This window comes from Streptomyces sp. iso_384 (genome assembly GCF_056172905.1).
Window position 1 is genome coordinate 1,575,356 of sequence record NZ_JBWBTT010000001.1, and the last position, 18,482, is coordinate 1,593,837.

Annotated in this window: 18 protein-coding genes and 2 pseudogenes; 6 read left to right on the forward strand and 14 right to left on the reverse strand. The window is 70.7% G+C overall.

What is annotated here, in order from left to right; translation table 11 throughout:
• The first annotated feature begins 37 nt into the window (after positions 1-37).
• From AC0VY3_RS06955 to AC0VY3_RS06965, 3 genes are all read left to right on the forward strand, one after another.
• On the forward strand, positions 38-688 hold the full coding sequence (locus AC0VY3_RS06955) for a mycothiol-dependent nitroreductase Rv2466c family protein (protein WP_030077705.1): 651 nt from the start codon (positions 38-40) through the stop codon (positions 686-688).
• Between the two features lie 89 nt (positions 689-777).
• Positions 778-1,230, forward strand: a complete 453-nt coding sequence (locus tag AC0VY3_RS06960) for a GNAT family N-acetyltransferase (RefSeq protein WP_103513183.1) — start codon at positions 778-780, stop codon at positions 1,228-1,230.
• A 66-nt stretch (positions 1,231-1,296) separates the two neighbouring features.
• Positions 1,297-1,644, forward strand: a complete 348-nt coding sequence (locus AC0VY3_RS06965; RefSeq protein ID WP_103513182.1) for a VOC family protein — start codon at positions 1,297-1,299, stop codon at positions 1,642-1,644.
• A gap of 106 nt (positions 1,645-1,750) precedes the next feature.
• On the opposite strand, the gene AC0VY3_RS06970 is transcribed toward AC0VY3_RS06965, so the two are convergent.
• Complete coding sequence (locus AC0VY3_RS06970) at positions 1,751-3,199, reverse strand: NCS2 family permease (protein WP_103513181.1); 1,449 nt, start codon at positions 3,197-3,199, stop codon at positions 1,751-1,753.
• A 338-nt stretch (positions 3,200-3,537) separates the two neighbouring features.
• Here AC0VY3_RS06970 and AC0VY3_RS06975 point away from each other — a divergent pair, with 338 nt between their 5' ends.
• Complete coding sequence (locus tag AC0VY3_RS06975; protein ID WP_103513180.1) at positions 3,538-4,158, forward strand: helix-turn-helix domain-containing protein; 621 nt, start codon at positions 3,538-3,540, stop codon at positions 4,156-4,158.
• 26 nt (positions 4,159-4,184) lie between these two features.
• Here the strand turns inward: AC0VY3_RS06975 and AC0VY3_RS06980 are convergent.
• The 8 genes and pseudogenes from AC0VY3_RS06980 to AC0VY3_RS07015 form a co-directional block, all read right to left on the reverse strand.
• Positions 4,185-4,385, reverse strand: a pseudogene (locus AC0VY3_RS06980) (SDR family NAD(P)-dependent oxidoreductase); the annotation flags it as partial.
• A 145-nt stretch (positions 4,386-4,530) separates the two neighbouring features.
• Positions 4,531-5,436: a MerR family transcriptional regulator gene (locus AC0VY3_RS06985; RefSeq protein WP_103513193.1), complete on the reverse strand. Its 906-nt coding sequence runs from the start codon at positions 5,434-5,436 to the stop codon at positions 4,531-4,533.
• Between the two features lie 114 nt (positions 5,437-5,550).
• Positions 5,551-5,654: pseudogene (locus AC0VY3_RS06990) on the reverse strand (GNAT family N-acetyltransferase); the annotation flags it as partial.
• A gap of 93 nt (positions 5,655-5,747) precedes the next feature.
• Positions 5,748-6,269, reverse strand: a complete 522-nt coding sequence (locus tag AC0VY3_RS06995) for a hypothetical protein (protein WP_103513179.1) — start codon at positions 6,267-6,269, stop codon at positions 5,748-5,750.
• Positions 6,270-6,296: 27 nt separating this feature from the next.
• A complete protein-coding gene (locus AC0VY3_RS07000; protein WP_103513178.1) occupies positions 6,297-6,962 on the reverse strand; it encodes a CatB-related O-acetyltransferase in 666 nt (221 codons plus the stop codon).
• A gap of 4 nt (positions 6,963-6,966) precedes the next feature.
• Entirely contained in the window at positions 6,967-7,767 is an 801-nt protein-coding gene (locus AC0VY3_RS07005; RefSeq protein ID WP_475549220.1) for a DUF2071 domain-containing protein, read from the reverse strand.
• Positions 7,764-8,108, reverse strand: coding sequence for a metalloregulator ArsR/SmtB family transcription factor (locus AC0VY3_RS07010; protein WP_103513177.1), 345 nt, complete (start codon positions 8,106-8,108; stop codon positions 7,764-7,766). The genes AC0VY3_RS07005 and AC0VY3_RS07010 overlap by 4 nt, the downstream gene beginning before the upstream one ends.
• Before the next feature lie 169 nt (positions 8,109-8,277).
• The gene (locus AC0VY3_RS07015; RefSeq protein WP_006124434.1) at positions 8,278-8,919 is read right to left on the reverse strand and encodes a superoxide dismutase; all 642 of its coding nucleotides are present in this window, start codon (positions 8,917-8,919) and stop codon (positions 8,278-8,280) included.
• Positions 8,920-9,168: 249 nt separating this feature from the next.
• On the opposite strand from AC0VY3_RS07015, the gene tkt reads away from it, so the two are divergent.
• Positions 9,169-11,427: a transketolase gene (gene tkt / locus AC0VY3_RS07020; RefSeq protein ID WP_475549221.1), complete on the forward strand. Its 2,259-nt coding sequence runs from the start codon at positions 9,169-9,171 to the stop codon at positions 11,425-11,427.
• A 124-nt stretch (positions 11,428-11,551) separates the two neighbouring features.
• Here the strand turns inward: tkt and AC0VY3_RS07025 are convergent, their stop codons facing one another.
• From AC0VY3_RS07025 to AC0VY3_RS07035, 3 genes are all read right to left on the reverse strand, one after another.
• Complete coding sequence (locus AC0VY3_RS07025; protein ID WP_103513175.1) at positions 11,552-12,631, reverse strand: glycerophosphodiester phosphodiesterase family protein; 1,080 nt, start codon at positions 12,629-12,631, stop codon at positions 11,552-11,554.
• Positions 12,632-12,876: 245 nt separating this feature from the next.
• Positions 12,877-14,322 (reverse strand): amino acid permease, encoded by a 1,446-nt coding sequence (locus tag AC0VY3_RS07030; RefSeq protein WP_103513174.1) that lies wholly within the window; start codon positions 14,320-14,322, stop codon positions 12,877-12,879.
• A gap of 121 nt (positions 14,323-14,443) precedes the next feature.
• Positions 14,444-15,889, reverse strand: a complete 1,446-nt coding sequence (locus AC0VY3_RS07035; RefSeq protein ID WP_103513173.1) for an amino acid permease — start codon at positions 15,887-15,889, stop codon at positions 14,444-14,446.
• 284 nt (positions 15,890-16,173) lie between these two features.
• Here AC0VY3_RS07035 and AC0VY3_RS07040 point away from each other — a divergent pair, with 284 nt between their 5' ends.
• The gene (locus tag AC0VY3_RS07040; protein ID WP_103513172.1) at positions 16,174-16,767 is read left to right on the forward strand and encodes a biotin transporter BioY; all 594 of its coding nucleotides are present in this window, start codon (positions 16,174-16,176) and stop codon (positions 16,765-16,767) included.
• A gap of 7 nt (positions 16,768-16,774) precedes the next feature.
• Here the strand turns inward: AC0VY3_RS07040 and AC0VY3_RS07045 are convergent, their stop codons facing one another.
• Together AC0VY3_RS07045 and AC0VY3_RS07050 are read right to left on the reverse strand one after the other, a co-directional pair.
• On the reverse strand, positions 16,775-16,948 hold the full coding sequence (locus AC0VY3_RS07045; RefSeq protein ID WP_181011151.1) for a hypothetical protein: 174 nt from the start codon (positions 16,946-16,948) through the stop codon (positions 16,775-16,777).
• Between the two features lie 85 nt (positions 16,949-17,033).
• On the reverse strand, positions 17,034-18,467 hold the full coding sequence (locus AC0VY3_RS07050; RefSeq protein WP_103513171.1) for an amino acid permease: 1,434 nt from the start codon (positions 18,465-18,467) through the stop codon (positions 17,034-17,036).
• Positions 18,468-18,482: the final 15 nt, after the last annotated feature.

Consider the following 18,482-nt stretch of genomic DNA (forward strand, 5'->3'; position numbering starts at 1 on the left):
ACACGCCCTTCTGTGGAACAGCCCTCTGAGGAGAGACATGTCCGAGAACACCCCGGCCAACGGCAAGACCCCGGTCGACTTCTGGTTCGACCCGCTCTGCCCCTGGGCGTGGATGACCTCGCGCTGGATGCTGGAAGTGGAGAAGGTCCGCGACGTCGAGGTCCGCTGGCACGTGATGAGCCTCGCCGTCCTGAACGAGGACAAGCTGGACGAACTGCCGGAGGAGTACCGCGACCTCCTGGAGAACAAGGCCTGGGGCCCGGTCCGGGTCGTCGTCGCCGCCCGGCAGCTGCACGGCGACGAGGTCGTCGGCCCCCTCTACACCGCGCTCGGCACCCGCTTCCACAACAACGGCGAGGGCCCCACCCGCGAGGCCGTGGCCGCCGCGCTCAAGGACGTGGGCCTGCCCGAGGACCTCGTGGAGTACGCCGACAAGGACACCTACGACACCGAGCTGCGCGCCTCCCACAAGGAGGGCATCGACAAGGTCGGCCAGGAGGTCGGCACCCCGGTCATCGCGGTCCCCGGCGCGGACGGCGAGCAGGTCGCCTTCTTCGGCCCGGTCGTCACCCCCGCGCCCAAGGGCGAGGAGGCGGCGAAGCTGTGGGACGGCACGCTGCTGGTCGCCTCGATCCCGGGTTTCTACGAGATCAAGCGGACGCGCACGCAGGGCCCGATCTTCGACTGACGCGGACAACCACGCGGGGCCCGGTCTTCGGCCGGCGTCGGTTGTTCCGTGCCCCGCGCGTATCCGTGCACGCGGGGCACAATGCTCCCATGCGGATACGCGCGGGCGAGGCGGCCGAGGCCGCCGCACTGACGGAGCTGGCCCTGCGGTCGAAGGGCCACTGGGAGTACGACGCGGAGTTCCTGGCCGCCTGCCGCGCGGAGCTGACGATGCGCCCCGCGGAGGTGGCGGCCCGGCGGACACTGGTGGCCGACGAGGGCGGCCGGATCCTGGGCTTCACCACGGTGGACGGCGAGCCACCGAGGGGCGCGCTCGGCATGATGTTCGTCGAACCGGACACCATCGGCCGAGGCGTCGGGCGAAGCCTGTTCACCCACACCATGGGCGAGGCCCGCCGCCTGGGCTTCACGCACATCACCATCGACTCCGACCCGAACGCGGAACCGTTCTACCGGTCCATGGGCGCGGTCCGGATCGGCGCCGCCCCGTCCGGCTCCATCCCGGGCCGTGAGCTGCCGCTGCTGGAGGTCGCGCTGGTCTGAGGGTGCCCGGGGCCCCGGCGGGCCGGGTTCCCGGCCGTTGTCAGTGGTGGCTCGTACGGTGGGAGCATGCGAATCTCACCGGAGATGATCACGATCGACTGCGCCGACCCGCAGGCCCTGGCCGCCTGGTGGGCCGAGGCGCTCGGCGTCGAAGAGGTCCAGGACTACGACGCGTTCGTCGTCCTCGCGGCCACCCCGCTGGTGCTCGGCTTCCAGCGGGTGCCCGAACCCAAGCCCGGCAAGAACCGGGTGCATGTCGACTTCGCCTCGCCCGACCGCCCGGCCGACGTGGAGCGGCTGGCGAAGCTGGGCGCGACCGTGGTCGGCGAGCAGTCGATGCAGGGGATGTCCTGGACCGTCCTCAAGGACCCTGAGGGCAACGAGTTCTGCCTCGCCGACGCGGGCAGCCACTGACCCGGGAGCCACGGACGCGGGCAGCAGTGGGCCCCGGGGCCGGCCGGCCCCGGGGCCATGGATCCCGGGGTCCACCGCTCCCCGGAACGCGCTGCTTGATACCGCCCTACTTGATGCCGAGCACCTGCTCCAGCGGGTCGATGAGGAAGTAGACGAGGAAGAGCACCGCGGTGCCCCACAGCAGCCAGTGGACCTCGCGGGCCTTGCCCAGGCACGCCTTGATGACCACGTAGGCGACGAACCCGGCGCCGATGCCGTTGGTGATGGAGTAGGTGAACGGCATGACGACGATGGTGAGGAAGGCCGGGATGGCGACCTCGTAGCGGTCCCAGTCGATGTGCTTGACCTGGGTCATCATCAGGAACCCGACCACGACGAGGGCCGGTGCCGCCGCCTGCATCGGCACGATCGTCAGGACGGGCGTGAGGAAGAGGGCGAGGGCGAACAGTCCGCCGGTGATCATGTTGGCGAAGCCGGTACGGGCTCCTTCACCGACCCCCGCGGCGGACTCGATGTAGGTGGTGGCCGACGACGAGGACATGGCGCCACCGGCGACGGCGGCGGCACCGTCGATGAGCAGGACGCGGCCGAGACCGGGCACCTGGCCCCGCTCGTCGAGGAGACCGGCCTCCGCCGTGACGCCCACGACGGTGCCCATCGTGTCGAAGAAGTCGGACAGGATGAGGGTGAAGATGAGCAGGACGACGGTCAGAACGCTGACCTGACCGAACGAGCCGAACAGATCGAAGTGCCACAGCAGCCCGAAGTCGGGCGCGGCGACGGGGTTGCTGGGAACCGACGGCGAGGTCAGGCCCCAGGCCTTGATGTCGGCGATCTCGTTGATGACGATGGCGACGGCGGTCATCAGGACGATGCTGATGAGGATCGCGCCCTTCACCTTCCGGGCGACCAGGACGATCGTCAGGAGCACACCGAGGCAGAAGACGAGCATCGGCCAGCCGCTGAGCGTGCCGGTGCCGAGCTGGACGGGCACGGTGGAGTTCGCGGCATCGGGGATACGGGTGACGAAGCCGGCGTCCACGAAGCCGATGAAGGCGATGAACAGGCCGATGCCGACGCTGATCGCCTGCTTGAGGGGTTGCGGGATGGCGTGCATGATCGCCTCGCGCAGCCCGGTCATCACCAGGACGCAGATCAGCAGCCCTTCGAGCACGATGAGCCCCATCGCGTCTTCCCAGCTCATCAGCGGAGCGATCTGGAAGGCGACGACGGCGTTGATGCCCAGACCCGCGGCCAGGGCCAGCGGCAGATTGCCGCCCACACCCATGATGAGCGTCATCACCGCGGCGACCAGGGCGGTGGCGGTGACCAACTGCACGTTGTCCAGCTGCTCGCCGTACTTGTCCTCGGCTCCGCCGAGGATGATCGGGTTGAGCACGAGGATGTATGCCATCGTGAAGAACGTGGCGAATCCGCCGCGTATCTCCCGGATGTAGGTCGAACCGCGTTCGCTTATGCGGAAGAACCGGTCGACGGCGCCCCCTGATCCGGCGGGCTTGGCGTCGGGCGGCGGGCTGGTCGTGCTGGAGTGCATGGCTGGATCTCCTGGACCTGCGAATGATGAAGGGAAGAGATGGCGCCGGTGCTGCCCGACAGGAACGGCAGGCACTGTGCGAACGCAACATTGCGGCACCTTGCGAGCGGATCATACGCGGCGGCGACAGGAGCGCAACTACCCGCGTAGAGCGCGCAGTTGGTACCTTTTCGGCCCTGTGGCTTCCTACGGAATCGGTGGCGACCTTTTCCGTCAAACCGGCAGGCAGCCGACAGTGGGCATGGAAGTGTCGGTGACAGCTCCCCTACGCTCCGTATGTGCACCCACCACTCCCCTTCAACGCGCGGGCAGCGCGCGCCTTGCGCGAGAAGCTCGGGATGGCGCCCGGCCACGTCGCCTACGGCATGCGCGCGTCCTTCGGCACCACACACGTCAGCCCCGAGCACGTGGTCGCTTGGGAACGCGGGACCCATGTGCCGGACGCGACCGAACTCACCGCTCTCGCGGCCGCGTTGTGGTGTCAGCCCAGTGAGCTCATGGGGCGGCCGCGCACCCTGCTCGAACACCGCATCGCGCGCGGCATCTCGGCCGAGGAGGTCGCCCGCGCCACCGGCCTCTCCCACGGCGCGTACCTGGCCATGGAGGAAGCCGGTCAGTGGGACGGCGACAAACGGCAGTCCGTCAGGCTGGGCGAGGTCCTCGCCCTGCCCCCACGCGACTTCATCGCCATCACCAGGCTGGAGGAGGAGCTGGCCCGCCTCCTCGCCGAGGCGGTCTCCACCCGCTGGCAGGCGCACATCCGTGCCATCGCCAAGCTCATCTCCATGGACCGCCGTGACCTGAAGGCCCCGTTGGCCGCCATGCAACAGGACTACCAGGCACTCATGACGGCCACCCTGAGCCGGGCGGGCGGCACCACCGCGTCGGGCGAGGACGGCCGCCGCTACGTCGAGAACATCGTCGACCACTTCTGGTCCCGGCTGCCGGGGTCGTCCTAGGCTCCGCACGACCGGCGTGGCGGCATTCCCGAACAGGGCCCCACCGCGAACGCCCGCCCACCGGCCTCGGCGATCCGCGCCACGGTCTCGGCGGCGGCCGCTTCGTTCCCGCCGTAGTGGACCGCGACCAACGCCCCTTCCCCGGCGAGCCGCAGAGCGACCGCCCGCCCGATCCCTCGCGAGCCACCCGTCACCAGCGCGGTCCTGCCGTTCAGTTCCCCCGCGATCGCTTCTCCCCTCGCGACACCCCGGCCCCTGGTCGGACCCGGGAACGAGTCAGCGTAGGCGGCGTCGGTGAGACGCGGGTGCCGCTTCCGTCGGAACGTCAGGAACCATGACTATGAGGGACGTTGTCGGCCAATCGCCTTGGTGTCAGGAAGCGGGTGGCTCGTGGGCGGCGAGTTCTCCCGCCAGTTCCATGCAGCGCAGGCGGGCGGGGGAGAAGTCGTAGGGCATCCTGCCGATGGCTTCGTATGCGCTCATGGACTCGTGCCGCCCGCCGGAGCCTTGCCCGGCCTCGGGTTCGTCCTCATCGGCGGTAGCGGGGTGCAGCGCGTCCCAGGCGTCGAAGAGCGCGTCGTCGTCCTCCGCCAGGCCGGAATCCTCGATGACAGCGTGCAGTGTCTTTTCGAAGGCGTGCCGTTCGGCGGCCACCTGGGCCACGCGGGGGTCATCGACGGCGACCGTGTCGTCGAGTGCTTCCTCGGCGGCGTCGACGCGGTCGGACTCCTCCCGCAGATCCGGGTGGGTGGCCAGGGCGATGAAACGGCCGGCCTGGACGGCCGCACCGAGCGGGCCGAAGATCCGCTCGGTGACCAGCAGGCTGTCCAGGTCCGCCTGGCGCAGGGAGCCCTCGGGCAGGCCCTTGAGGCGATCGGTGACGAAGTCGGAGAGCAGGCCCGTCCTGCTGCCTTCGGTGCGCATGCGCTGCACGGCGGTTCGCTGCCGCCGCAGTTCCGCTTCCTGGGCGACGAGGGCTTCCTCCAGCCGTTCCAGGATGCCCGCGATGCCGTCGTCGCTGTCGGCACCGGCGGAAGCCGGGTCGGCGAAGGCGTCGCGGATGTCGTCCAGGGCGATTCCGGCGTCGGCCGTCCTGCGGATCCACAGGAGCCGGATCATGTCCTCGTACCCGTAGCGGCGGCGGTCGTCGCTGCCTCGCTCGGGCTCGGGGAGCAGGCCGATCTCGTGGTAGTGACGGATCGCCCGCGGTGTGGTGCCGACGAAGGCCGCCGCGTCACCGATCTTGACCCGGCGTGGCGGTACGAAGGACACATGCATGAGAAGGGCCTCTCTCGGTGGGGCGGGGCAGGAGACCACCGGACCACATACCGCTACGGAAGGTGCAACTCCCGGCACGCCGCCCCGGGCATCCCCGTCAGCCTCCGATCGGCTCCGGTAGCGGACGTACTCGTTCCGACGCCGGACCCCACGCTCTCGTAGAGATCGTAGGAGCGGTGCGGATTCGCGGTCCCGGCGTACAACCGGGCGGTCTCCGCGTCGTTCCGTGCTGCTGATCGGTGCGGTCGCCGAGGCCGCCTCGTACCTCACGCTCGGACTGGTGCGGCCCTGGGGCGACGTGGCGCCGCGCTTCAGTCGTCGGCCGCGACGAGCAGGGTCAACCGCCCTGCCGACCGGTCGATGAGCACGGACTCGTGGAAGTCGCTGTGCACACCGCCCCAGTCGTGGACCGCCTCACCGTCGAGCTCGCTCAGGTAGTAGATGCGCTCGGCTGCGGCCAGCCGGCCGAACACCTCTCGCCGCAGATCCGTTGCCAGATCGGCGGGCACGTCCTCGAACTGGTTCGCCCACTCCCGCAGGACGAGGTCGCTCTCCTCCCGGCCGACGCTTCCGTACGCGTCCGGAGTCACCGCTTCCACCCCGTACGGGCCGTGCCGGAGCCCGTCCGCCTGCACTCCGCCGCCCGCGTGGTCGTCCCGGAACTGCTCATGCCCGATGAGCGCGGTGAGCAGCTCCGTATCGTCGGCCGGCGCCGCGGCGAACCGCAGCCGCTTGACGTCGACCCACCGGAAGGCGGCCGACCTCGCATCCTGGAACCTGTAGTTCCGGAAGTTGATGGAGGTGTTGCCCTCGTGGGTGAGCTCGTTCCGCACGCCTGTCAGCCTAGACAGCGGCCCGCCCTATTCCGCCTTTGGCGCCGCCGCCTCCAGCTCCGCCACCGTGCCCGACATCACCGTACGGATGTGGCGCGTCAGGTGCTCCGCCGGCCAGTCCCACCAGGCCACCGCCAGCAGGCGCGCGATGTCCGTCTCCTCGTACCGGGTACGGATCAGGCGCGCCGGGTTGCCGCCGACGATGCCGTAGTCCGGGACGTCCGAGACGACCACCGACCGCGAGCTGACGATCGCGCCGTGCCCGATGCGGACGCCCGGCATGATCACCGCCTCGTAGCCGATCCAGACGTCGTTGCCGATCACGGTGTCGCCCCGGTTGGGGAGGTCCGTGAGCAGGTCGAAGTGGTCGGCCCAGGAGCCGCCGAGGGTCGGGAACGGGAAGGTGGACGGGCCGTCCATACGGTGGTTGGAGCCGTTCATGATGAACCGCACCCCGGTACCCAGCGCGCAGAACTTCCCGATCACCAGGCGCTCCGGGCCGTAGTGGTAGAGCACGTTCCGGGTCTCGAACTCCGTGGCGTGCTCGGGGTCGTCGTAGTACGCGTAGTCGCCGACCTCCACCAGCGGCGAGGTGACCAGCGGCTTCAGCTGCACCACGCGCGGCTGGCCGGGCATCGGGTGCAGGACGGTCGGGTCCGCCGGGACGGGCGCGGGGGCGGGGGCAGAACTCATGACGTCATCGTGGCATCCGGGCCCGCCGAACCGCCGGTATTTTCCGCCCCGGCCCCGGCCCCGGCCCCGGCCCCGCCCCGCACCCCAGCCGGAACGGCTCCCCCTGCGACCAGTCCGCCGCCACGCCCCGCATCACCAGCGCGCTGTCCAGCACCGCGCTGCCCGGCGGGAAACGGTCCAGGTCCTCGAAGAACGAGGAGCGTACGGTTCGGGGCCGGCCCGCCGTCACCTTCCAGGCGTCCGTGGACAGTTCGAGGACATCCAGGTGCGTGCCCACGGCGTTGGGGGAGAGGCCCCGGCTGCCGAGGCGGAAGAACTCCGACGCCTCCGCCAGGTCCGCGAACAGCCCGCTGCCGTGCAGTTCCCCGGCCGGCTCCACGGTCGCGTCGACCGCCACCTCGCCGTCCCGGGTCGCGAAGGCCACCCGTACGGAGTCGGCCTCCTCCCGCACCGTGAAGTCCGCGCGGCCGTGCTCGCCCGGGTAGATCCGGCCGCCCGCGAAGGCGTTGACGCGGGAGGCGGTGTCGCGGCGCGGGATGTAGACGCCGCGCTCGACGCCGTCCGGCCCGTCCCACTCGACGGAGATCCGGTGCGCCGCGTTCTCGCTGGTCAGACCGGTCACGGCCGGGGCCCAGCCGGGGCGGACGCCGCCGATCCGGAGCAGACAGATGCCGGCCACCGCCTGGCCGCGCACCAACTGGGGGCGCAGCGGCGCGGGCAGCAGGGCCGCCGCGATGTACGGGTCGACCCGGTAGTTCATCAGGAGGCGGCGTTCGATGACGCTGGAGAGCCGGGACCTGATCATGAGGCGTCGCCTTCCGTTGCGGAGCGCCACTTGGTGTTGCGCAGCACGATCTGCTCGGGGCAGACCGTGCTGAGGAAACGGCCCACGCACAGGGCGAGCCGTTCCTCGGCCAGCGAGTAGAGGATGCGGTTGGCGTCCCGGCGCTCGGTGACGAGCCCGGCGCCCTTGAGAACGCCCAGATGGCGCGAGATGGACGGGGCGCTGATCGAGAACCGGCTCGCGATCTCCCCGGCGGCCAGCTCTCCGTCGCGCAGATCCTCCAGGATCTGACGGCGGGTGGGGTCGGCGAGCGCGCGGAAGGCGCTCGCTTCTTCGTCGGCCGGAAGGGCGCGTGATTCCATGGATGCATGTTTAGCACATGAGCTAAACAGCTAAATGGTCGCCATGGAAGAGCCCCCGCGAGTCACGTCCTCGCGGGGGCTCTTCTTTCATCCGCCTGCCGTGGTGAAGGTTGAGAAGACGATCACGAGGCAGGACGTCTGTGGTGCGCCGGCGTCACGTCACATCGGGTCAGGGGGCGAGCAGCAGCACGTCCACGCGCTCCTTGGCCGCGGCGTAACGCTTCGCCACGTCCTGCCAGTTGACGACCTGCCACATCGCCTCGATGAAGTCCACCTTCTGGTTCTTGTACTGCAGGTAGAAGGCGTGCTCCCAGGCGTCGAAGACCAGGATCGGGACCGAGCCCTGGCCGACGTTGCCCTGGTGGTCGTAGACCTGCTCGACGATCAGCTTGCCGCTCACGGGCTCGTACGCGAGCACGCCCCAGCCGGAACCCTGGGTGGTGGCGGCGGCCTTCGTCAGCTGGGACTTGAAGCCCGCGTAGGAGCCGAAGGACTCGGTGATCGCGTCGGCGAGGTCGCCCACGCCGTCCGCCGCGAGGGGCTCGCCGCCGCCGTCGCCGGTCATGTTGTGCCAGTAGATCGAGTGCAGGATGTGGCCGGAGAGGTGGAACGCGAGGTTCTTCTGAAGGCCGTTGATCGCGCCCCAGGCCTCCTTGTCGCGGGCCTCTTCCAGCTGCTCCAGGGTGTCGTTCGCGCCCTTGACGTATGCGGCGTGGTGCTTGTCGTGGTGCAGCTCGATGATCTGCGGATTGATGACCGGTTCGAGCGCCGCGTAGTCGTACGGGAGTTCCGGGAGCGTGTACGTGGCCATGATGCGAGCCCTCCGACTGCTGGGAATGCCGTCCAGTTGTTATTGCAATCTATGTGCAGAAGCAGGCTAACAGCAGGAGTGTTCCGAAGTGATCAGCCCTTCGGCCTAGGACCTGTCGTCAAGCTGCCGCCTGCCGGGCGACGACGGCAGCTTGACGACAGGTCCTGGACCTGTGCCGCCGTTCCTCCTCCGTTTTGCCCCGAAGAAGTGATTTGCTCCTTCGACGGCCCCACCGATCAGGAGGACTCGATGGCACCCACCGAAGCGCCGAACGGCCCGAACGGCCCGACCGATGCCGAAGGCGGTCGCGATGCCCGTGGCCGCGATCCGCGACTCGCCCCGCCCCTCGCGGACGCGGCCGGCTGGGGGCCGCTCGACGTCCGCGCCGTCGACACCGTGCGTGCGCTGGCGGCCGACGCCGTGCAGAAGGCGGGCCACGGCCACCCGGGCACCGCGATGAGCCTGGCCCCGCTGGCGTATCTGCTGTTCCAACAGGTGATGCGGCACGACCCGGCCGACGACCGGTGGCTCGGCCGGGACCGCTTCGTGCTCTCCTGCGGCCACTCCAGCCTCACCCTCTACATCCAGCTCTACCTGAGCGGGTACGGGATGGAGCTGGACGACCTGAAGGCGCTGCGCACCTGGGGCTCCACCACCCCCGGCCACCCCGAGTACCGCCACACCCGGGGCGTCGAGATCACCACCGGGCCGCTCGGGCAGGGGCTCGCCTCCGCCGTCGGCATGGCCATGGCGGCCCGGCGCGAGCGCGGCCTCCTCGACCCCGACGCGCCCGCCGGCACCAGCCCCTTCGATCACCATGTGTACGTCGTCGCCTCCGACGGCGACCTGATGGAGGGCGTGACGTCCGAGGCCAGTTCGCTGGCGGGGCATCAGGAGCTCGGAAACCTGATCGTCTTCTACGACTCCAACCACATCTCCATCGAGGACGACACCGACATCTCCTTCAGCGAGGACGTCGCCGCCCGCTACGCCGCGTACGACTGGCACGTCCAGACGGTCGACTTCACCCGGACCGGCGACTACGTCGAGGACGTCGACGCCCTGCTCGCCGCCGTCGAGGCCGCGAAGAGCGAGCGCGGCCGGCCCTCACTGATCGTCCTGCGCACGATCATCGGCTGGCCCGCGCCCACCAAGCAGAACACCGGCAAGGCCCACGGCTCCGCGCTCGGCGACGACGAGGTCGCCGCCACCAAGAAGCTGCTCGGCTTCGACCCGGACGCCGACTTCACCGTCGAGGACGACGTACTGGAGCACGCCCGTGCGGTCGTCGAGCGCGGGGCCGCGGCCCACCGCGCCTGGGAGCCCCGCTACCAGGTGTGGCGCGCCGCCCACCCCGAGCGCGCCGCACTCCTCGACCGGCTGCGGGAACAGCGGCTTCCGGAGGGCTGGGCCGAGAGCCTGCCCGTCTTCGGCGCCGACCCCAAGGGCATCGCCACCCGCAAGGCCTCCGGCGATGTGCTCACCGCGCTGGCCCCCGTGCTGCCCGAACTGTGGGGCGGCTCGGCCGACCTCGCGGGGAGCAACAACACCACCATGGAGGGCGAGCCGTCCTTCGTACCGGAGCGCAAGCAGACCGGCGAGTTTCCCGGCGACCCCTACGGCCGCACGCTCCACTTCGGCATCCGCGAGCACGCCATGGGCGCGATCCTCAACGGCATCGCGCTCCAGAGCCTCACCCGGCCCTACGGCGGTACGTTCCTGATCTTCAGCGACTACATGCGCCCGGCCGTCCGCCTCGCCGCCCTGATGAAGCTGCCGGTCACCTACGTCTGGACCCATGACTCCATCGGACTCGGCGAGGACGGCCCCACCCACCAGCCCGTCGAGCAACTGGCCGCACTCCGCGCGATTCCCGGCCTCGACGTCGTAAGGCCCGCCGACGCGAACGAGACCTCCGTCTGCTGGCGCACCGTCCTGGAACACCACGACCGGCCCGCCGGCCTCGCCCTGACCCGGCAGCCGTTGCCCGTCCTGGAGCGCGGCGGGGGCGACGGTGCGTACGCCTCCGCCGAAGGGGCCGCCCGGGGCGGCTACGTGCTCGCCGACCGTCGCGGCGGGACGCCCGACGTCATCCTCATCGGCACCGGCTCCGAGGTCCATATCGCCCTGGAGGCACGGGCGTTGCTGGCCGCCGACGGGGTCGACGCGCGGGTGGTCTCGCTGCCCTGCCGCGAGTGGTTCGCCGAGCAGCCGTACGCCTACCAGGACGAGGTCCTGCCGCCCGCCGTCCGGGCCCGGGTGAGCGTCGAGGCGGCCGTCACCCAGGGCTGGCGGGATGTGGTGGGGGACGCGGGGCGCATGGTCGGCCTGGAGCACTTCGGCGCGTCCGCCGCCTACGAGCGCCTGTACGAGGAGTTCGGCATCACGCCCCGGGCGGTCGCGGAGGCCGCGCGGGAGAGCATCCGCGCCGCGGCCGGTCCCGTCCGGCCCGGCGGGGAACGGCCCGGCGCGGCGCCGGCCGAGGGCGGCACCGGGGACGTGGGCTAGGACTGTCGTCGAACTGCCGTCGTCGCCCGGCAGACGGCAGTTCGACGACAGGTCCTCCCAGGCCCCCGACCGGGAGTGGCGCCGGCGACGTCGGCCGGGCCCGCCCGGCGACGAGCCACCCCTGCTACCCCCGCAGATCGTCCCTGGCCTGCACCGCGATGTCCGGGAAGTCCGTCACCACCGCGTCCACGCCCTGCCCGTAGTGGAAGGCGTACTCCGCGAACGCGTCACCGAAGGCGTTGGCGTCGGTGCCCCGGCGGTACGTGGCCGGGAGGTACCGGTTCTCCGCCCGGAAGGTGTACGCGCCGACCTTCAGGCCCGCCGCGTGGGCGTCCGCCAGCAGGGTGTTCGGCGGGACGACCGAGGACTTGTCCGGGCCGATCCACTCCGCGTACGAGGCGATCTCGCGCAGGCCGGCCGGGGTCATCATGTCCCGGTAGGTGAGCTCGTGCCCGTACGGGCCGCCGCTGGTGCCCAGCGCCTGCCACAGCGGGAGCCCGAGGCGCGCGGCGGCCACCCGGCGCAGGCTCGTGGGCTCGAAGGACTGGACGACGCAGTCCCGGGCGGTCAGCCGGTTGCGGCGGATCACCCGGATCAACTCCTCCTCCAGCGGCAGCCCGATCGAGCGGAAGTACGTCGGGTGCTTCGTCTCCGGGAACACCGCGATCCGCCGGCCCGACTCCCGCGACAGCCGCCGGGCCAGGTCCACGACCTCCTGGAACGTCATCACCCGGCCCCGCCCGTCGAAGACCGTGTTGCGGTCGCGGACCAGCGGAAGCCGCTCCACCGTCCGCAGCGTCCGCAGCTCGCGCAGCGTGAAGTCCTCGGTGAACCAGCCGGTCACCGCCTTGCCGTCGACCGTCTTCGTGGTGCGGCGGTCCGCGAACTCCGGGCGGCCGGCCACGTCCGTCGTCCCGCCGATCTCGTTCTCGTGCCGCACGACCAGCACATGGTCCTTCGTCGGTACGAGGTCCGGCTCGATCCAGTCGGCCCCGGCCCGCACGGCATAGGTGTACGCGTCGGCGGTGTGCTCGGGCCGCCAGCCCGCCGCCCCGCGATGCCCGATGACCAGGGGCCAGGTGGGCCGCTGCGGGCGACGCTCGGCGGCGGCGGTGGAGGAGGAGGCGACGGCCGGGGCGGTGGCCGCCGCGGTGACGGCGGCGGTGGCCAGGAGGATCGAACGACGCCTGGGGGCAACGGACATGACGGCTCCTCGTGTGGATGGAGCCACCACGGAAGCGAGGGCGGATGACGGCCCGGCGTACGGTGCCCGGCCCCGCGATGTCCTGTTGGCCACGGGTGCACGCAGCGCCGGAACCACACACCGGAACGCCGAACGCCGAAACGCCGGGCTCCGCCCCGATCGTACGAGGAGGAGCCCGGCGTTCGTAGAGGCCGTGCGGGAACCGCTGCCGGATGGCCGTGCGCTGCCGTACGGCTGTGCGGGAGCTACTTCCGCTGGGCCGGGATCCCGGCCGTACCGGCGTCGTCGGCCCGCCGCCGCTGCCGTACGAGGCCGATAGCGATCAGCACCACCGTCAGCGCTCCGGTGGCCAGCAGCTGGTCACGGGTGTCCGGCTGGCGCAGCATCAGCAGGAAGATGCCCACCATGGCCGCCAGGGCGACGATCGTGCCGACGGGGAAGAACCACATCCGCACGACCAGCCTCTCCGGAGCCTCGCGCTCCGTGCGGCCGCGCAGGATCAGCTGGGAGGCGGCGATGAAGATCCACACCACCAGGATCACCGCGCCGATCATGTTCAGCAGCCAGGGGAAGACGTCGTCCGGCCGCCAGTAGCTGAGCAGCACGCACAGGAACCCGAACACCGAGGAGAACAGCACGGCGTTGCGCGGCACCCCGGACGAGATCCGGCCGAGCACGGCCGGGCCCTGGCCCCGGGCGACCAGCGACCGGGCCATGCGGGAAGCGCCGTAGATGTTGGCGTTCATCGCGGAGAGCAGCGCGATGAGGATGACCACGTTCATGATCTGCGCGGCGCTGCCGATGCCCAGGTGGTCGAGCATGGCGTAGAAGGGGCCGACCTCGGCGACCTTCGGGTCGTCCCAGGGCACCAGCGTGACGATGACCGCCATCGAGCCGATGTAGAAGACCGCGATGCGCCACATCGCCGTACGGACCGCCTTCGCGACGCCCTGCACCGGGTTCTCGGACTCGGCCGCCGCGATGGTGACGGTCTCCAGACCGCCGTACGCGAAGACGGAGGCGAGGAGTCCGATGATGAAGCCGTCCGTGCCCTGGGGCAGGAAGCCTCCGTCGCCCGTGAGGTTGGACAGGCCGGGCGCGTCCGTGTCCGGCAGCACGCCGAGGATCGCCAGCAGGCCGAGCACCAGGAACAGCGTGATCGCGATGACCTTGAGCGCGGCGAACCAGAACTCGAACTCACCGAAGTTCTTCACGGCGGCCAGGTTGGTGCCCAGGAAGATCACCATGAACAGCGCGACCCAGGCCCACTCCGGTGTCCCCGGCAGCCAGCCGCTGACGATCTGCGCGGCCCCGATGCCCTCCAGGCCCACGGCGACGCAGAGCAGGAACCAGAAGGACCAGCCCGCCGTGAACCCGGCCCACGGGCCGATCGCCCGCTCGGCGTGCACGGAGAAGGAGCCGGACGCCGGATTGGCGGCCGACATCTCGCCGAGCATGCGCATCACCATCATGACGAGCAGCCCGGAGATCGCGTACGCGACGATGATCGAGGGTCCGGCGGCGGCGATCCCGGCGCCCGAGCCGACGAAGAGACCGGCGCCGATCACCCCGCCGAGGGCGATCATCGAGAGGTGGCGCTGCTTGAGGCCGTGGGTGAGCGCGGAGTCCGCCGAGGGCCCTGCGGGGGCCGCGGAGTCTGCGGTGGGGGGAGACGCGGAGGTCCGGGGCATGGACGAGCTCTGTTCGGTAGCCGAGACAAGGGGACGAGCCCACAGTCTGAGCATCAGCACCGCTCACACGGAACGGGTGTCCGCTATACGGTCACCAGGCTCACACAAGGTGCACACCCGCCTACCGGAGGGTGGCGTCGGTACTCCCCGACGGTCCCGTCCGCCGCTCCCGGCGCTGACGCCCCACCGCCACCAGCAGCACCAGCGCCGTCGCCCCGGCCGACCACAGCACCTGCGGCCGCGCCGCCTCGTCGGTCAGCATCAGCAGCAGCACCCCGAGCAGCCCGGCCAGCGTCACCCACGTCAGATACGGGAACCACCACATCCGCAGCGTGAGCGCCTCGGGGGCCTCCCGCTCCAGCCGGGCGCGCAGCCGCAGTTGGGAGGCGGCGATCAGCGCCCACACGAACAGCAGCACCGCGCCGACCGAGTTGAGCAGGTAGAGGAACACGGTGTCCGGCCACAGCAGATTGAGCAGGACGGAGACGAAGCCGAAGGCCACCGACGCCAGCACCGCCCGCCGCGGCACCCCGCCCTCCGCCCCCGCTCCGGGGGACGACACCTTCAGCAGTCCGCGCGGGGCCTCCCCGCGCTCCGCCAGCGAGAAGATCATGCGGGAGGAGCCGTACAGATTGGCGTTGAGCGCGGAGAGCAGCGCCACGAACACCACGATGTTCATGATCTGCCCGGCCGACGGCACCCCGATCGCGTCCAGCACCTTCACATACGGGCTCAGCCCGGCCTGCTGCGCGGTCCACGGCAGCACGGTCACGATCACCAGCATCGAGCCGACGTAGAAGAAGAGGATGCGCACCACCGCGCTGCGCACCGCCCGCCCCACCGCGCGCGCCGGGTCGTCCGTCTCGGCGGCGGCGATGGTGACGACCTCCAGACCGCCGAAGGCGAACACCACGGTCAGCACCCCGGAGACGACCCCGCTCCAGCCGTTCGGCAGGAAGCCGCCCTGGCCGGTCAGGTTCGTCATGCCCACCGGGTCCGTGTCCGGGAGCCATCCGACGACCGCCAGCAGTCCGAGCACCAGGAAGACGACGATCGCGCCGACCTTCAAGGAGGCGAACCAGAACTCGAACTCGCCGAAGTTCTTCACCGCCGTCAGGTTCGCCGCGGTGAAGACCACCATGAACAGCAGCACCCACGCCCACGGTTCGACACCCGGCACCCAGCCATGGGCGATCTGCGCGGCCGCCGTCGCCTCCACGGCGAGCACCACCACCAGCAGGAACCAGTACAGCCAGCCGACGCTGAACCCCGCCCACCGTCCGAGCGCCCGCTCGGCGTGCACGGAGAACGAACCGGAGGCGGGCATCGCGGACGACATCTCGCCCAGCATCCGCATCACCAGCATCGCGAGCGCCCCCGCGATCAGATACGAGACGACGATCGCGGGACCCGCCACCGCGATCCCGGCGCCCGAGCCGACGAACAGCCCGGCCCCGATCACCCCGCCGAGCCCCAGCATCGTCAGATGGCGCTGCTTGAGCCCGTGCGCCAGCGGCTCGGCGGGAGGCGCGGGGGGCGCGACAGGGGTGGGGGGAGCCTCGTGCATGGGTGCGGTTCACTCTCGGATCATTTATGGGGAACCTACAGTCTGAGGCCGCTGTCCCTCTCCCGCCAAAACGGACCCCACCCTCCCCACCTCCGTGACGAGCGTCACGCGGGAACGTGATTGCGCCGCAGGCTTTGTGTGAATCCCACCAACCCTTCAACCGCCGCTTTGTGGGCGGCTGATGGTGATCGAGCGTTCACTCGTGGGCTAACGTCGGCGGAGCCCGACCCCACCCCGACCGCCGGGGGCCGCCCGGCCCACCTGCCCTCACCCGCGGAGTCCCGATGAGCACTGCTGCCGCCCCCGTCCGCTCCGGAGCGGTCCTCGCCGACCTGCTGCCCGCCGCCCGGCACCGCTACGCCGTGGACGCGGCCCTCGTCCTCGGCGGCGCCGCCCTGACCGGCATCGCGGCCCAGATCGCCGTCCCGGTCCCCGGCTCCCCGGTCCCGGTCACCGGCCAGACCTTCGCCGCGCTCCTCATCGGCACCGCGCTGGGCGCCCGCCGCGGCTTCCTCTCGCTCGCGCTGTACGCGCTCGTCGGCATGGCCGGCATGCCGTGGTTCGCCGAGGCCAGCTCGGGCTGGAGCATGCCGTCGCTCGGCTATGTCTTCGGCATGCTGCTGGCCGCCACCGTCGTCGGCGCCCTCGCCCGGCGCGGCGGCGACCGCTCGATGCTGCGCACCGCCGGCACGATGGTGCTCGGCTCCGCGATCATCTACGCCATCGGCGTGCCCTACCTCGCGCTGTCCACCGGGATGTCGCTGAGCGCGGCCGTCGCGGCCGGCCTGACCCCGTTCCTGATCGGCGACGCCCTCAAGGCGGCACTGGCCATGGGTGTCCTGCCGACCACCTGGAAGCTGCTGGGCCACCGCGGCTGACCAGCCCTCAGCCCTCGTAGGGCCCTCCGAAGAGGCCCGCCGGATCGTACTGGGAGACCAGACCGGCGAGCCTCTTCGCCGTTTCCCGTACGCCGTCGGCGGTACGGGCCTCGATCAGCCGGTCGGGCCGGACCGGGAAGCCGGTCCGGAAGGTGGCGGGGCCGGAGGATGCGGAAACCATGCGGGGAGGCTCTCCTTCGCTCGCGTGGTGGGCGGTGCGCAGAGGAGCCTCCCCGGGACACCTGACAGCCTCCGTCAGGTATGGATCACTTGGCGACCGCCTTGCGGCCGCGCATCTCCCGGAACAGCGAGATGCCCACCACCAGCGCCGCGACCAGCAACGACAGCACGACCTGCTCGCGCGCGGCGTCGTCGGTCAGCATGTAGACCAGGACGAAGGAGATCATCGCGATCGTCGCCCAGGTGAGGTAGGGGAAGAGCCACATCCGTACGACCAGCTTGCCGGGGGTCTCGCGCAGGATGATCCCGCGCATCCGCAGCTGGGTGAAACAGATGACCAGCCACACGAAGAGCGCGACCGCGCCGGAGGAGTTCAGCAGGAACTGGAACACCGTGTCGGGCCACTGGTAGTTGAAGAACACCGCCACGAAGCCGAAGACGACCGAGGACAGGATCGCCGCCTGCGGCACACCGCGCCGGTTGACCTTGGCGAAGGACTTCGGCGCGTCACCCCGCTCGCCGAGCGAGAACGCCATCCGGGAGGCCGTGTACAGACCGGAGTTGAGGCAGGACAGCACGGCCGTCAGCACGATGAAGTCCATGACGTTGCCGGCCTGCGGGATCCCGATCGAGTCGAGGGCGGCGACATAGCTGCCCTTCTCCAGGATCGACGGGTCGTTCCACGGCAGCAGGGTCAGCACCACGAAGATCGAGCCGAGGTAGAAGACGGCGATACGCCAGATCACGCTGTTGGTGGCCTTCGAGACGGCCCGCTGCGGGTCCGACGACTCACCGGCGGCCAGCGTCACGATCTCGCTGCCCATGAACGAGAAGACGACCATCAGCACACCGGTCAGGATCGCGCCCGGCCCTTCGGGGAAGAACCCGCCGGTGTCCGTCAGATGGGCCAGACCCGACCCGGGGTTGTCCGAACCGGGCAGCAGCCCGAAGACCGCGAGGAAGCCGACGACCACGAACGCGCCGATCGCCACGACCTTGATCCCGGCGAACCAGAACTCGAACTCGCCGTAACTGCCCACCGACACCAGGTTGGTGGCGGTCAGCACGACCATCACGATCAGTGCCCAGGCCCACTGCGGGACACCCGGGATCCAGCTCTCCAGGATCTTCGCGCCGGCCGTGGCCTCGACGGCGAGCACCACGACCCAGAAGAACCAGTAGAGCCAGCCGATGGAGAAACCGGCCCAACGGCCCAGCGCCTGGTCGGCGTAGGCGGAGAAGGAACCGGAGCTGGGCCGGGCGGCGGCCATCTCGCCGAGCATCCGCATGACGAGGACGACCATCAGGCCGACCATCGCGTACGACAGCAGAATCGCCGGGCCCGCGGCCGCGATGCCCGCGCTGGAACCCACGAAGAGTCCGGCGCCGATCACACCGCCGATCGCGATCATCGAAAGGTGGCGGTTCTTCAGGCCGGCCTGAAGCCCGCCCGACGAGTCCGGCCGGTCCGGCTCACCGGGATCCTGGCCCGGCTTCGCCAGCGTCGTCTGCGACGTCATTGGGGGGATTCCTTA

Coding starts and splice junctions, on each gene's coding strand:
- AC0VY3_RS06955 (WP_030077705.1), top strand. CDS start 38: ATGTCCGAGAACACCCCGGCCAACGGCAAGACCCCGGTCGACTTCTGG.
- AC0VY3_RS06960 (WP_103513183.1), top strand. CDS start 778: ATGCGGATACGCGCGGGCGAGGCGGCCGAGGCCGCCGCACTGACGGAG.
- AC0VY3_RS06965 (WP_103513182.1), top strand. CDS start 1,297: ATGCGAATCTCACCGGAGATGATCACGATCGACTGCGCCGACCCGCAG.
- AC0VY3_RS06970 (WP_103513181.1), bottom strand. CDS start 3,199: ATGCACTCCAGCACGACCAGCCCGCCGCCCGACGCCAAGCCCGCCGGA.
- AC0VY3_RS06975 (WP_103513180.1), top strand. CDS start 3,538: ATGGCGCCCGGCCACGTCGCCTACGGCATGCGCGCGTCCTTCGGCACC.
- AC0VY3_RS06985 (WP_103513193.1), bottom strand. CDS start 5,436: ATGCATGTGTCCTTCGTACCGCCACGCCGGGTCAAGATCGGTGACGCG.
- AC0VY3_RS07000 (WP_103513178.1), bottom strand. CDS start 6,962: ATGAGTTCTGCCCCCGCCCCCGCGCCCGTCCCGGCGGACCCGACCGTC.
- AC0VY3_RS07005 (WP_475549220.1), bottom strand. CDS start 7,767: ATGATCAGGTCCCGGCTCTCCAGCGTCATCGAACGCCGCCTCCTGATG.
- AC0VY3_RS07010 (WP_103513177.1), bottom strand. CDS start 8,108: ATGGAATCACGCGCCCTTCCGGCCGACGAAGAAGCGAGCGCCTTCCGC.
- AC0VY3_RS07015 (WP_006124434.1), bottom strand. CDS start 8,919: ATGGCCACGTACACGCTCCCGGAACTCCCGTACGACTACGCGGCGCTC.
- tkt (WP_475549221.1), top strand. CDS start 9,169: ATGGCACCCACCGAAGCGCCGAACGGCCCGAACGGCCCGACCGATGCC.
- AC0VY3_RS07025 (WP_103513175.1), bottom strand. CDS start 12,631: ATGTCCGTTGCCCCCAGGCGTCGTTCGATCCTCCTGGCCACCGCCGCC.
- AC0VY3_RS07030 (WP_103513174.1), bottom strand. CDS start 14,322: ATGCCCCGGACCTCCGCGTCTCCCCCCACCGCAGACTCCGCGGCCCCC.
- AC0VY3_RS07035 (WP_103513173.1), bottom strand. CDS start 15,889: ATGCACGAGGCTCCCCCCACCCCTGTCGCGCCCCCCGCGCCTCCCGCC.
- AC0VY3_RS07040 (WP_103513172.1), top strand. CDS start 16,174: ATGAGCACTGCTGCCGCCCCCGTCCGCTCCGGAGCGGTCCTCGCCGAC.
- AC0VY3_RS07045 (WP_181011151.1), bottom strand. CDS start 16,948: ATGGTTTCCGCATCCTCCGGCCCCGCCACCTTCCGGACCGGCTTCCCG.
- AC0VY3_RS07050 (WP_103513171.1), bottom strand. CDS start 18,467: ATGACGTCGCAGACGACGCTGGCGAAGCCGGGCCAGGATCCCGGTGAG.